11 protein-coding genes are annotated in these 13,514 nt (G+C 62.7%); 5 read left to right on the plus strand and 6 right to left on the minus strand.

Going from position 1 to position 13,514, the window contains the following annotated elements:
- Nucleotide 1: 1 nt before the first annotated feature.
- The 6 genes from FIV39_RS08520 to FIV39_RS08545 all read right to left on the minus strand — a co-directional run bounded on the left by FIV39_RS08520 (nucleotide 2) and on the right by FIV39_RS08545 (nucleotide 7,143).
- Entirely contained in the window at nucleotides 2–2,899 is a 2,898-nt protein-coding gene (locus FIV39_RS08520; protein ID WP_090402528.1) for a 2Fe-2S iron-sulfur cluster-binding protein, read from the minus strand.
- Nucleotides 2,896–3,195 carry a sarcosine oxidase subunit delta gene (locus FIV39_RS08525; RefSeq protein ID WP_065939715.1) on the minus strand — a complete coding sequence of 100 codons (300 nt, stop codon included), beginning with the start codon at nucleotides 3,193–3,195 and terminating at the stop codon, nucleotides 2,896–2,898. Before FIV39_RS08525 ends, FIV39_RS08520 begins: the two co-directional genes overlap by 4 nt.
- A 13-nt stretch (nucleotides 3,196–3,208) precedes the next feature.
- On the minus strand, nucleotides 3,209–4,450 hold the full coding sequence (locus FIV39_RS08530; RefSeq protein WP_090402530.1) for an FAD-dependent oxidoreductase: 1,242 nt from the start codon (nucleotides 4,448–4,450) through the stop codon (nucleotides 3,209–3,211).
- The gene (gene folD, locus FIV39_RS08535) at nucleotides 4,432–5,337 is read right to left on the minus strand and encodes a bifunctional methylenetetrahydrofolate dehydrogenase/methenyltetrahydrofolate cyclohydrolase FolD (RefSeq protein ID WP_090402532.1); all 906 of its coding nucleotides are present in this window, start codon (nucleotides 5,335–5,337) and stop codon (nucleotides 4,432–4,434) included. The genes FIV39_RS08530 and folD overlap by 19 nt, the downstream gene beginning before the upstream one ends.
- On the minus strand, nucleotides 5,334–6,200 hold the full coding sequence (purU, locus tag FIV39_RS08540) for a formyltetrahydrofolate deformylase (protein ID WP_090402534.1): 867 nt from the start codon (nucleotides 6,198–6,200) through the stop codon (nucleotides 5,334–5,336). Before purU ends, folD begins: the two co-directional genes overlap by 4 nt.
- 343 nt (nucleotides 6,201–6,543) lie before the next feature.
- Nucleotides 6,544–7,143, minus strand: coding sequence for a helix-turn-helix domain-containing protein (locus FIV39_RS08545; RefSeq protein ID WP_027603577.1), 600 nt, complete (start codon nucleotides 7,141–7,143; stop codon nucleotides 6,544–6,546).
- 283 nt (nucleotides 7,144–7,426) lie between these two features.
- On the opposite strand from FIV39_RS08545, the gene glnT reads away from it, so the two are divergent.
- The 5 genes from glnT (at nucleotide 7,427) to FIV39_RS08570 (ending at nucleotide 13,335) form a co-directional block, all read left to right on the plus strand.
- Nucleotides 7,427–8,761 carry a type III glutamate--ammonia ligase gene (gene glnT / locus FIV39_RS08550; protein WP_090402536.1) on the plus strand — a complete coding sequence of 445 codons (1,335 nt, stop codon included), beginning with the start codon at nucleotides 7,427–7,429 and terminating at the stop codon, nucleotides 8,759–8,761.
- A gap of 145 nt (nucleotides 8,762–8,906) precedes the next feature.
- On the plus strand, nucleotides 8,907–9,812 hold the full coding sequence (locus tag FIV39_RS08555; protein ID WP_090402538.1) for a class II glutamine amidotransferase: 906 nt from the start codon (nucleotides 8,907–8,909) through the stop codon (nucleotides 9,810–9,812).
- 11 nt (nucleotides 9,813–9,823) lie between these two features.
- Nucleotides 9,824–10,498, plus strand: coding sequence for a GltB/FmdC/FwdC-like GXGXG domain-containing protein (locus FIV39_RS08560; protein WP_090402540.1), 675 nt, complete (start codon nucleotides 9,824–9,826; stop codon nucleotides 10,496–10,498).
- Between the two features lie 14 nt (nucleotides 10,499–10,512).
- The gene (locus FIV39_RS08565) at nucleotides 10,513–11,835 is read left to right on the plus strand and encodes an FMN-binding glutamate synthase family protein (RefSeq protein WP_027603581.1); all 1,323 of its coding nucleotides are present in this window, start codon (nucleotides 10,513–10,515) and stop codon (nucleotides 11,833–11,835) included.
- A 174-nt stretch (nucleotides 11,836–12,009) separates the two neighbouring features.
- Nucleotides 12,010–13,335 (plus strand): ammonium transporter, encoded by a 1,326-nt coding sequence (locus FIV39_RS08570; RefSeq protein ID WP_090402542.1) that lies wholly within the window; start codon nucleotides 12,010–12,012, stop codon nucleotides 13,333–13,335.
- Nucleotides 13,336–13,514: the final 179 nt, after the last annotated feature.

Here is a 13,514-nt window from a genome sequence, read left to right on the forward strand (position 1 = left end):
CTTAACCCTCCTGGCGTTGGTTAGTGGGGTCGAAGAACGGCAGTTGCACCACCTCGGCCTGGACGACGATGCCGCCCTCGACGCGAATTGGAATGCGCTGCCCCGGTGTGCTCTGGTCGATCCCCGCGTAGGCCAGGCCGATGATGCGGCCCAGGCTGGTGGAGTATTCGCAGGAGGTGACGTTGCCGCTGATGTCCGCGCCGTTGAGCACCAAGTGGCCTTCCAGCGGTTGCACACTGCCCTTGGGCAGGCTGAAACCCACCAGTTTGCGTTTCAGCGGCTGGGCTTCGAGGATGTCCACCGAGCGGCGGCCGACGAAGAACGGCTTGTTGCGGCTGACCGCCCAGCCCATGTCGATTTCTGCCGGGTGGGTCATGCCGTCGGTGTCCTGGCTGATGATCACGTGGCCTTTTTCCAGGCGCAGCAGGCGTTGGGTTTCGACGCCGAAGGGGCGAATGTCAAAGGCCTTGCCAGCCGTCATCAACGCGTCCCACAACGCCAGGCCGTGGCGTGCCGGTACGTGGATTTCATAGCCCAGTTCACCGACGAACCCGACCCGCAGCAGGCGCGCCTTGATCCCGGCCACCGTGCCCTGGCGCACGCCCAGGTAGGGGAAGCCTTCGGCACTGAGGTCGAGGTCGTTGCACACCTGCTCCAGCACCTTGCGCGAATCCGGCCCGGCGACGTTGACCGCACAGATCGCGGCGGTGACGTTGGTCACGTCCACGTCCAGGCGCCACTGTGCGTTCCACTTGAGCATCTGCTGGTAGATGCGGTCGACGCCGCTGGTGGTGGCAGTGACGTAGAAGTGGTTGTCGGCCAACCGCGCGCACACGCCATCGTCGATCACCACGCCGTGTTCGTTGGTCATCAGCGCATAACGCGAACGGCCCACCGGCTGCTTGAGGAACGCGAAGGTGTACAGGCGGTTGAGTAATTCGGCGGCGTCCGGGCCGCGCACGTCGAGGCCGCCGAGTGTGGACACATCGATCAACCCGACCTTGTTGCGCACGTGCAGCGCTTCGGCCTGCATGCACGCTTCGCGGTCGTCGGCCTTGCCGTAATAGGCCGGGCGCTGCCAGATACCGGCGGGCATCATCTTCGCTCCGGCTTGCACATGACGCGCGTGCATCGGCGTTTGGCGGTAAGGGTCGAAGGCACGCCCGGCGACATGCGCGAGCTTCTCCGCCACGAACGGCGGGCGTGCGGTGGTGACCCCGGTTTCACTGATATTGCGCTGGGTCGCCCAGGCCACCAGCCGTGCGGTCGGCAGCGCCGAGTGACGCCCCTGGGACGGGCCCATGCCGACCGTGGAGTAGCGTTTGACCAACTGCACATCGCGGTAGCCGATGCGGGTGGCGTTGACGATGTCGGCCACCTGCAGGTCTTCGTCGAAGTCGACGAAATCCTTGCCCTTGGGGTGCGGGAAGATCGGCCAGCTAAAGTTGACCTGGGCTTCGCTGCGCAGCGCTGCAGGCAAGCTGGCGCTGTTCAAACCGAGGGCGAGCAGGCTCTCGGCGGCAGCGTTGGTCGCATCTGCCAGCACGTTGTCCAGGTGATGCCGACCGTGTACGGAACCGGCCACGCCCAGGTTGCGCGGCAGGCCACTGAGGCTGAACTCCGCGCGCTGATCGTCATAGGCCAGCTTGCCACCGGCCTGGCACAGCAGCTGATAGACCGGCATATAACCGGCCGACATGCACAGCAGGTCGCAGTCAATCACTTGCCCACTGGCGCTGACCTGGCCCTGGCCGGTGATCTGGCGCACATCGACGCCCTTCACATGGCGCAGGCCTTTTTCATGCAGGGCCTCGAACACGGTGCTGTTGCTCAGGCACGGGATCTTGCGCTGGGCCAGGGCAGCCTGCAGGGCTTTGTCCGCCGGGGCGTGACGCAGGTCGATCACGGCGGCGACGTCCACGCCCTGGTCATGCAGGTCGAGGGCGGCGAGGTAGCCGTCATCGTTGCCGGTAAGCACCACCGCGCGCTTGCCGGGCTTGACCGCATACAGCTTCATCAGGCGTTGCGCGGCGCTGGTGAGCATCACCCCCGGCAGGTCGTTGTTGCGGAAGACCACCGGTTGGTCGAACGAACCGCTGCACACCAGGCACTGTTGCGCACGTACTTTGTACAGGCGCTTGCCCTGGATCACCGGCAGGTAGTTGTCGGTGAACCAGGCATTGCAGGTGGCGTCGGTGAGCACCTGGATATTCGCGTGTTGCTGCACCGCGCCGAGCAACTCGCGGCGCAAGGTGTCGGCGCGGGTGCCGGCAATGTCGAAGCGCGCGTAGGTCAGCGACCCGCCGAGGATCGGTTGCTGCTCGATCAACAGCACCTTGGCCCCGGCATTCGCGGCGGTCAGCGCGGCCTGCAAGCCGGCGGGGCCGGCACCGATCACGGCGAGGTCGGTGAACAGGTAGGCCTTGTCGTAGTACTCGGGTTGGAAGGTCAGGTCGAGCACGCCCAGGCCGGCCTTTTTGCGGATGATCGGCTCCCAGACTTTCCACATGCCCTTGGGCTTGTAGAACGAACGGTAGTAGAAACCCACCGGCATGAACTTGGAGAACTTGCCCAGGTAGGCGTCCTTGTCGTTGTCCAGCGAGCCGTTGACGTTTTGCGCAGTCACCGCCAGGCCGGCGGACAGCGCGTGGGCGTCGGCCAATACGTTGGGTTCGCGGGGCAGTTGCACCAGGCTGTTGGCGTCCTGGCCGGCCATGGTCAATGGGCCGCGTGGGCGGTGGTATTTGAACGAACGCGACATCAGGAAGCGCCCGTTGGCGAGCAGCGCGCTGGCGATGCTGTCGCCCTGCAAACCTTGGTAGGGCAGGCCGTCGAAGCTGAAATCGAGTGGCTGGTCACGCTGGATCAGCAAGCCCATGGGGGCGGGGAGGCGGTTCATCCGGCGATCTCCTTGGCGGTGGTGAAGTCGACGCGGGTGGTGAACACTTCGCGCGGATCGAAGGTGCGCACGATCTCGTCGGTGACCGTGTGGCGCTCGGCGAGGAACCAGTAGCTGGACGGCGTGTGCATCCACCATTCGCGCACCACGCCGGCGAGGTTGTCGGTGTTGAACACGTAGTCGGCCCATTCGGCATCGCTGCACGTCACCGGGTCGGGCATCGGTTTGAATTCACCGCCGTAGGTGAACTCGCTGATATTGCGCGGCCCGTTGAGCGGGCAAATCATGATTTTCATCGTCTGCTCTCCGTCAGTGGCTGGCCGCTGTGGCGCCCATTTCGTTGACTTGCTGGAAGGTCGAGAAACGTTCGAGGCCGAAGGGCTTGATCAAGTCCGGCACCTTGCCGCCGCTGGCGACCAGCTCGGCCATGGTCTTGCCGCAGATCGGCGTGGCCTTGAAACCCCAGGTGCCCCAGCCGGCGTCGAGGTAGTAATTCTTTACCGGCGACAGGCCCATGATCGGGCTGTAGTCGGGGGTCATATCGGTGATCCCGGCCCACTGGCGCATCAACTTGGCGTTGGCCAGGAACGGGAACATCTCGATGGCATGGGCCAACAGGCTTTCCTTGAGGTCCAGGGTCGAGCGCGTATTGAACAGCGGGTAAGGATCAGAGCCGCCACCGAACACCACTTCGCCACGGCTGGTTTGCTGCACGTAGCAGTGCAGGGCCGAGGAACTTACCAATGGGTCGAGGAACGGCTTGAACGGCTGGGTGACCATCGCCTGCAACGGGAAGGTCTGGATCGGCGAGCGGATACCGGCCTTGGCCATCAGCAGCGAGCTGTGCCCGGCAATCGCCTGCACCGCGCAGCCGCACTTAATGGTGCCGCGATTGGTTTTCACCGCAGTGATGGCGCCGTTTTCGATGATCAGGTCCTGTACTTCGGTGAGCTGATGGATTTCCACGCCGCGCTTGGCCGCCTGCTTGGCGTAACCCCAGGCCACGGCATCGTGACGCGCGGTGGCGCCGTCGATATGCCAGAGCCCGGCGAGCACCGGCAAGTGGCCGGGGTCGAGGTTGAGGCTGGGCACCAGCTCGCGGATCTGCTGGCGGTCGATCATCTCGGTACGCCCGCCGAAGTGCTTGTTGACCTCGGCACGCTGGCGGAACGAACGCACGGTGGCGTCGGTGTGGGCGAGGGTCAGTTGGCCGCGCTCGGAGTACATGATGTTGAAATCGAATTCGTTGGAGAGCGACTGGAACATCTTCACCGACTCGGCGTAGAAACGAACGCCTTCGCTGGTGAGGTAGTTGGAGCGGATCACCGCCGTATTGCGCGCGGTATTGCCGCCGCCCAGGTAGGCCTTTTCCAGCACGGCGATATTGGTGATGCCGTGGTACTTGGCCAAGTAGTAGGCGGTCGCCAGGCCGTGACCACCGGCACCGATGATCACCACGTCGTAACTCGACTTGAGTGCCTTGGGCGGTGGCAGGTCTACCTCCACCGGGTACTCCGAACTCAGCCCGTATTTCAATAGATTGAATGGCATACGGCCTCCGATTGGCTGCGTAGGGCGTGGTGTTGCGCCAGGGCGGCGGCCACGGTGTTTTTCATCAGGAAGGCAATGGTCATCGGCCCGACACCGCCGGGCACCGGGGTGATGGCGGCGACATGGGGCAGGGCGCTGTCGAAGTCGACATCACCCACCAGGCGGCTGCGGCCGTCGTCGTCGATGCGGTTGATGCCGACATCGATCACTACGGCGCCGGGCTTCAACCAGCTCGCGTCAATCAAGCGGGCGCGGCCCACGGCGGCGATCACGATATCGGCCTGGCGACACAGGGCCTGGGCGTCGTGGCTGCGCGAATGCAGCACGGTCACCGAGCAATCGGCCTTGAGCAGCAGCGCGGCCATGGGCTTGCCGACGATGTTCGAACGGCCGATCACCACCGCGTGTTTGCCACGCAGGTCGCCGCAGGTTTGCTCCAACAGATACAAGCAACCGCTCGGGGTGCATGGCGTGAGCACTGCGCGGCCCTGGCTGAGGCCGCCGACGTTCTGGCTGTGAAACCCGTCGACGTCCTTGTCCGGCGCGATGGCCTCCAGGGCGCGCAGTTCGTCCATCTGCGCCGGCAACGGCAATTGCAGGAGGATGCCGTGGATTGCCGGGTCGGCATTCAATTGGCCGATCAGGATCAACAATTGTTCGGTGCTGGTATCGCTGGGCAGGCGATGCTCCACGGAGCGGATGCCGACCTCTTCGGCGCGCAGGATCTTGTTGCGCACATAGACCTGGCTGGCCGGGTCGCTGCCCACCAAAATCACCGCCAGCGCCGGTTGAATAGCCTGTCCATGCAGGCGCGCCACGTCCTCGCGCACTTGCAGCAGCACCCGTGCGGCGGCGGCTTTGCCGTCGATCAGTTTATGCGCGCTCACCGGAACACCACCGTTCTGTCCTGATTGAGGAAGACTCGGTGCTCCAGGTGGTACTTGACCGCCTTGGACAGGGCCACGGTTTCGGTGTCGCGACCGATGGCGACCAGGTCGTCAGGTTTGTACACGTGGTCGACGCGCTGCACTTCCTGCTCGATGATCGGGCCCTCATCCAGGTCGCTGGTCACATAGTGCGCGGTGGCACCGATCAACTTCACGCCGCGTTGATAAGCCTGGTGATAGGGCTTGGCACCCTTGAAACCCGGCAGGAATGAATGGTGGATATTGATCGCCCGTCCCGACAGTTGCCGGCACAGGTCGTCGGAGAGGATCTGCATGTAGCGCGCCAACACCACCAGCTCGGTGCGGGTGTCGTCGACGATCTTCATCAACTCGGCTTCCTGCGCGGCCTTGTTGTCCTTGGACACCGGCAGGTAGATAAAACGAATGCCCTCGCGCTCGGCCATCGGCCGCAGGTCCAGGTGGTTGGAGACGATGGCGGTGATGGTCATGTCCATCTCGCCCTTGTGGTAGCGGTAGAGCAGGTCGGTGAGGCAGTGGTCGAACTTGCTCACCATCAGCATCACGCGCATCGGCTCGCGGGTGTCGTACAGCTCCCACTGCATGTCGAAGGCCTGGGCGACATCGGCGAAACCGTCTCTGATCTCTTGCAGGTCCCCTGTGTGCCCATCGTTGAAGCGGAACACGGCACGCATGAAAAAGCGCCCGCTGAAGTCATCGTCGAACTGCGCCATTTCCCCGATGTAGCACGCCTTGTCCGCCAGGTAAGTGGTAACGGCAGCGACGATGCCGGACACGGCGGGGCACGTCACCTTGATGATGAAATGGTTTTTTTCGTGTTGCATGACACGTCCTCGGGATGATGGCGGCAGCTCATCGCATAGCGAAAAAATATCTGAGGACAGCAGGCTCATTCCTTGAGCGCGTTTTCTTGTGGGGAATAAAATATTCCTGAAGTGGCTTTATAGGGGAATGGTGGCGGGGCGTCTAGGGGTTTTGGGAAAGATTTTTAACTGAGGGGAAATTTTTAGCCGGCAGAACGGCATCGAATGCAGTCAAACATGTGGGAGGGGGCTTGCTCCCGATAAGGGTGGGTCAATGACAAATGCATTCACTGACACTCCCTTATCGGGAGCAAGCCCCTCCCACAGTTGAATCTCTGTGCTTCAGGTGTATCGCGAGTTCGGATTATTCCTTGTCGTTACCGTAGTTCATGATCGACAACAACCGAATCGGCACCCGCACCAACTCCTCCGGCCCATGGGGAATCTCGCCCTCAAATGTCAGGCTGTCACCAGCTTCCATCCGATACAGCTGGTTGCCATGCCGATAAATCAACTCCCCCTCCAGCAAATGCAGAAACTCGGTCCCTGGATGGGCAAAGGTCGGGAACTCCTCACTGGCGTCATCCATGCTGACCATGTACGCCTCGAAGCTCTTCTTTGGCCCGCGCGTGTGGTTGAGCAGGTGATAGGTATGCCCTTTCTCGGTCCCCCGGCGCACCACTTCCATGCCTTGGTCGGCCTTGACCAGCAAGGCGCTGCCATCCTGCTGGTCGTATTCGCTGAACAACTTCGATAACGGCAGCCCGAGCACATCGCACAGACGGCTCAAGGTATCGAGGCTGGTGGAGACCTGGGCGTTCTCGATCTTGCTCAACATGCCCTGGCTGATATCGGCAATCTTCGCCACGTCGGACAGCTTCAAGTCCTGGGCCTGGCGCTGGCGTTTGATCTGCAGCCCCAGGTATTGCTCGAGCTTGAGGCGCGGGGCGGTTTCGGTGGACATGATCATCGGCTCCTGCACGGTTTCCGTTCAGTAATATTATTTTCGCACTGGGAAAGTGCAAGGTTTGGCGCTTGGAAGGTCACCCCGCTGTACATATTCCTGCGGGGAAAAGAATTTTCCCATATATACAGCACAAAAGCGCGGCTCCACCCACTTCGATGTGTCGATCACGAATCTGGCAAGGGTATTGCATTCCTGTAGGGAAACTAACTTTCTTTTTAGGAATAAAAAGACAGCCTAGGCCCACCCACACGGTTTTGCCTTTCGCGAGGAGTGACACGCAATGTTGCCAGCAGAAACCCAGCGCATCATCGACAAGCACGGGATCAAGTACGTGCTTGCGCAGTTTGTGGATATACACGGTGCGGCCAAGACCAAGTCGGTGCCCATCTGCGGGCTCAAGACGGTGGCCGAAGAGGGCGCGGGGTTTGCCGGGTTTGCCATCAGCGGCATGGGCATGGAGCCCCACGGTCCGGACTTTATGGCGCGCGGCGATCTGTCGACCTTGATCCCGGTACCCTGGCAGCCAGGTTATGGGCGCGTGGTGTGCGTCGGGCATGTCGACGGCAAGCCTCATCCCTACGACAGCCGCTACGTGTTGCAGCAACAAGTGCAGCGCCTGCAGGACAAGGGCTGGACGCTGAACACTGGCCTGGAGCCCGAGTTCAACCTGATGCGCCGCGACGAGCAGGGCAAGTTGCAACTAGTGGACCCCAGCGACAACCTCGACAAGCCTTGCTACGACTACAAGGGCCTGTCGCGTTCGCGGGTGTTCCTCGAATGCCTGACCGAAGCCTTGCAGGCGGTGGATTTCGAGGTCTACCAAATCGACCACGAGGACGCCAACGGCCAGTTCGAGATCAATTACACCTACAGCGACGCCCTGACCTCCGCCGACCGTTTCACCTTCTTCCGCATGGCCGCCGGCGAGATCGCCAATGACCTGGGCATGATCTGTTCCTTCATGCCCAAGCCCGACCCGAAACGCGCCGGCAACGGCATGCATTTTCACCTGTCGATCAGCAGCGCCGAAAACAAAAACCTGTTTCATGACGCCAGCGACCCGAGCGGCATGGGCCTGTCGAAACTCGCCTATCACTTCGCCGCCGGCTTGCTCGCCCATGGTCCGGCGCTGTGTGCGTTCGCGGCGCCCACGGTCAACTCGTACAAGCGCCTGGTGGTCGGCAACTCGTTGTCCGGCGCCACCTGGGCCCCGGCCTTTATTGCGTTTGGCGCCAACAACCGCTCGGCCATGGTGCGCGTGCCGTATGGCCGCCTGGAGTTCCGCCTGCCGGATGCCGGCTGCAATCCTTACCTGGTCAGCGCTGCGATCATCGCCGCGGGCCTGGACGGTATCGACCGCCAGCTGGAAATCGACCACGTCTGCAACGAAAACCTCTACAGCCTGAGCCTCGAACAGATCGCCGAGCGCGGCATCAAGACCCTGCCGCAATCCCTCAAGGAAGCCTGCGACGCGCTGGAAGCCGACGCGCTGTTCGCCGAAGTGCTCGGCGCGCAGATCGTGGGTGAGTTCATCAAGCTCAAGCGCATGGAGTGGGTGGAGTACAGCCGCCATGTGAGTGATTGGGAGGTCGCGCGCTATACCGAATTTTTCTGAGGCAAGGGGCGGCAGCTGTGAGTTGCAAGCTTCAAGCTGCAAGTCAAAGCGGTTGTAGGAAACGCTCCAAGTCATTTGTCTACCCGGCTTGCTTGCAGCTTGAAACTTGCAGCTTGCCACTGCGAACAAAGTGAGGACTGTTCTTATGTGTGGAATCGTAGGCCTGTACCTGAAGAATCCGCAGCTGGAGCCCCAGCTCGGCAAGCTGTTTGAACCCATGCTGCAAGCCATGACCGACCGTGGCCCGGACAGCGCCGGTTTCGCTATCTACGGCGATGAAGTCGCCGATGGCTGGGTCAAACTGACCCTGCAAGCCACCACCGAAGCCTTCGATTGGAAAGGCTTGATGGGCGAGCTGGAAGGGCGCCTCGGCTGTTCCCTGGATTGGTTCCAGAACGCCAGCGCCGCCGTATTGAAGATCCACACCGACGAAGCCCCGGTGCGCCTGGCCCTGGCCGAACTGGCGCCGAGCGTGCGCATCATGAGTGCCGGGCAGAGCATCGAGATCCTCAAGGGCATGGGCCTGCCCCAGGAAATTTCCCAGCGCTTCGGCCTGGCAAACATGCAGGGCAGCCACATCATCGGCCACACCCGCATGGCCACGGAAAGCGCGGTGACCATGGAAGGCAGCCACCCGTTTTCCACCGGTGCCGACCTGTGCCTGGTGCACAACGGCTCGCTGTCCAACCACTTCCGCCTGCGCCAGGAACTCAAGCGCGAAGGCATCCACTTCGAAACCGACAACGACACCGAAGTCGCCGCCGGCTACCTGACCTGGCGCCTGCAACAGGGCGACTCGCTCAAAGAGGCGCTGGACCATTCCCTGGAAGACCTCGACGGTTTCTTCACCTTCGCCATCGGCACGCGCAACGGCTTTGCGGTGATCCGCGACCCGATTGCGTGCAAGCCGGCGATCCTCGCCGAGACCGACGACTACGTCGCCATGGCCTCTGAGTACCAGGCGCTGTCGAGCCTGCCGGGCATCGAGAACGCGCGGATCTGGGAGCCGGCACCGGCCACGTTGTACATCTGGGAACGCCAGTCAGCTTAAGGAGCGCACACATGAAAACCATCGATCTTTCCACTGCCACCGTGCGTGACCTCAACCAGGCGCTGCACGCGCCGGTGCTCGAAAATGAATGGCGCGTGACCCATTCCAACGGCAAGCACAACCTCGCGGTGGGCGTGAACCAGGCCGTGTCCATCGATATCGAGGGCCACGCCGGCTACTACTGCGCAGGCATGAACCAGCAGGCCTCGATCACCGTGCACGGCAATGTCGGCGTGGGCTGCGCCGAGAACATGATGTCCGGCTCGGTGCGCGTCAAAGGCAGCGCGTCCCAGGCTGCCGGGGCCACGGCCCATGGCGGTCTGCTGGTGATCGAGGGCGACGCGGGCGCGCGTTGCGGGATTTCCATGAAGGGCATCGACATCGTCGTCGGCGGCAGCATCGGCCATATGAGCTGCTTCATGGGCCAGGCCGGGCGCCTGGTGGTGTGCGGCGACGCCGGCGATGCGCTGGGCGATTCGCTCTACGAAACTCACATCTACGTCAAAGGCACGGTGGAGTCCCTGGGCTCGGACTGCGTCGAAAAAGAGATGCGCAGCGAGCACCTGCAAGAGTTGCAGGAACTGCTCGACCGCGCCGGTTTCGCCCACCAGGCGGCGGACTTCAAACGCTACGGCTCGGCCCGTCAGCTGTACAACTTCAAAGTCGATAACGCCTCCGCGTACTGATCAGGAGCTCCACCATGACTGAACAAACCCCGCCGGTCCTGCGCGAGTCGGCCACCTTCGACCGCCTGACCATCCAGGAAATCCAGCGTGCCGCCGAAACCGGCATCTACGACATTCGCGGCGGCGGCACCAAGCGCAAGCTGCCGCACTTCGATGACTTGCTGCTGCTCGGCGCCAGCGTGTCGCGCTACCCGCTGGAAGGCTATCGCGAGAAGTGCGGCACCGATGTGATCCTCGGCAATCGCTTTGCCAAGAAGCCGATCCACTTGAAGATCCCGGTGACCATCGCCGGTATGAGTTTCGGTGCGCTGTCGGCGAATGCCAAGGAGGCCCTGGGCCGTGGCGCGACCATTGCCGGTACCAGCACCACCACCGGTGACGGCGGCATGACCCCGGAAGAGCGCGGCCAGTCCCAGCACCTGGTGTATCAGTACCTGCCATCACGCTACGGCATGAACCCGGATGATCTGCGCAAGGCCGACGCCATCGAGATCGTCCTCGGCCAGGGTGCCAAGCCCGGCGGCGGCGGCATGTTGCTCGGCATGAAGGTCACCGAGCGTGTGGCCGGCATGCGCACCTTGCCTATCGGCGTGGACCAGCGCAGCGCCTGCCGCCACCCGGACTGGACCGGCCCCGACGACCTGGCGATCAAGATTGCCGAGCTGCGCGAAATCACCGATTGGGAAAAACCGATCTACGTGAAAATCGGCGCGAGCCGGCCGTATTACGACGTGAAGCTGGCGGTCAAGGCCGGTGCCGATGTGATCGTGCTCGACGGCATGCAAGGCGGCACCGCCGCGACCCAGGAAGTGTTTATCGAGCACGTGGGCATCCCGATTTTGTCGGCCATCCCGCAAGCGGTACAGGCTTTGCAGGAGATGGGCATGCACCGCAAGGTCCAGTTGATTGTGTCGGGCGGGATTCGCAACGGCGCCGATGTGGCCAAGGCCATGGCGATGGGCGCGGATGCGGTCGCCATCGGCACGGCGGCGCTGATTGCCCTGGGCGACAACCACCCACGGCTGGACGCGGAACTGAAAAAGATCGGCTCGGCCGCCGGCTTCTACGACGACTGGCAGAACGGCCGCGATCCGGCCGGCATCACCACCCAGGACCCGGAGCTGTCCAAGCGCCTCGACCCGGTGGAAGGCGGGCGGCGGTTGGCCAACTACCTGCGGGTGATGGTGCTGGAGGCGCAGACCATGGCCCGTGCGTGCGGCAAATCGCACCTGCACAACCTCGACCCCGAGGACCTGGTGGCGCTGACGGTGGAATCGGCCGCCATGGCCCGGGTGCCGCTGGCGGGGACCAGTTGGGTGCCGGGTTCCGGTTACTGAGTTACGAGTCGGCTTGCCGGCTGCTACGGCGTTCCACCCCTGTAGGAGCGAGCTTGCTCGCGAAGGTCGTTAACGATAACGCGGGCATCCTGGATGACCGCGTTGCCTGGACGTTTTTCGCGAACAAGCTCGCTCCTACATGCATCTCCCCTATCTTTTGCAGGAGCTTTGAACATGGTCAATCGTCTTCTCGGCAAATCCTTCTTCGGTTTATTCGCGGCCAGTGCCTTTGCACCCTTGGCCCAGGCCGCCGACGCCCCCACCTTGAACACCGGCAGCACCGCCTGGATGGTCACCGCCGCCGTGCTGGTGCTGTTCATGTGCTTGCCGGGGCTTGCGTTGTTCTATGGCGGCCTGGTCCGTGCGAAAAACATGCTCTCGCTGTTCACCCAGTGCTTCGGCATCGCCGGGTTGGTGGGCGTGCTGTGGGTGATCTACGGCTACAGCATGGTGGTCGACACGTCCGGCATGGTCGAAGGGCAGGTGACCTTCAACAGTTTTGTCGGCGGCCTGAGCCGCGCCTTCCTGGCGGGCATGACCCCGGAGAGCCTGGTGGGGGATATTCCGGAAGGGGTGTTCGTGACCTTCCAGATGACCTTCGCCATCATCACCCCGGCCCTGATTGCCGGCGCCTTTGCCGAACGTATGAAATTCTCGGCGGCGCTGCTGTTCATGGCCCTCTGGTTCACCCTGGTGTATGCCCCGGTGGCGCATATGGTCTGGGGCGGTTCGGGGGCCTTGATGCATAACTGGGGCGTGCTCGATTTTGCCGGCGGCACCGCCGTGCACATCAATGCCGGTGTGGCTGCGCTGGCCGCGTGCCTGATCCTCGGCAAGCGCAAGGGCTACCAGAACACGCCGATGCCGGCGCATAACCTCAGCCTGACCATGGCCGGCGCGGCGATGCTCTGGGTCGGCTGGTTCGGCTTCAATATCGGCTCCGGTGGCGGCCTCAGCGGCACCTCGGGCATCGTCATGCTCAACACGCAGTTGGGCGCCTGCGCCGGGATTCTGGGCTGGATGTTCACCGAGTGGTTTAAGGTCGGCAAGCCAAGCGCCCTCGGCCTGGCCAGCGGTGCGTTGGCCGGACTGGTGGGGATTACGCCGGCGTGTGCTTATGTGGGTGTCGGTGGTGCGTTGGCTATCGGTCTGTTGTGCGGGGTGTTCTGCTACTTGAGCGTGACGGTGTTGAAGCGCCGCTTCGGTTACGACGATAGCCTCGATGTGTTTGGTCTGCATGGCATCGGCGGCATGATCGGCGCGGTGTTGACCGGTGTGTTCTGCGTACCGTCCATGGGTGGCCTGGTGGAAGGTGTGACCATGGGCGGGCAGGTGGTCGCCCAGCTTAAGGGGGTGCTGTTGACCACGGTGTATTGCTTTGTGATCAGTTGGATCATCCTCAAGGTGGTCAATGCCCTGGTTGGCTTGCGTGCCCATGAGTCGGTGGAGGAGATGGGGCTGGACCTGGCCGAGCATAATGAGCGGGCCTACAACCACTGATCATTTTCCCTGAGTAAACGCAGCTCAAAATGTGGGAGGGGGCTTGCTTCCGTGATGGCTCAGGAGCCGACGACTATCTAACTGGTGCCCCGCTACCTAAATGTGGGAGGGGGCTTGCTCCCGATGGCGGCCTTTGGGCCGACCATTTGTTGGAGTTGGAATGAGTACATATCCGTTGC

Origin of the sequence: Pseudomonas grimontii (genome assembly GCF_007858185.1) — a bacterium.
In the GTDB taxonomy this organism is placed as follows: Bacteria; Pseudomonadota; Gammaproteobacteria; order Pseudomonadales; family Pseudomonadaceae; genus Aquipseudomonas; species Aquipseudomonas grimontii.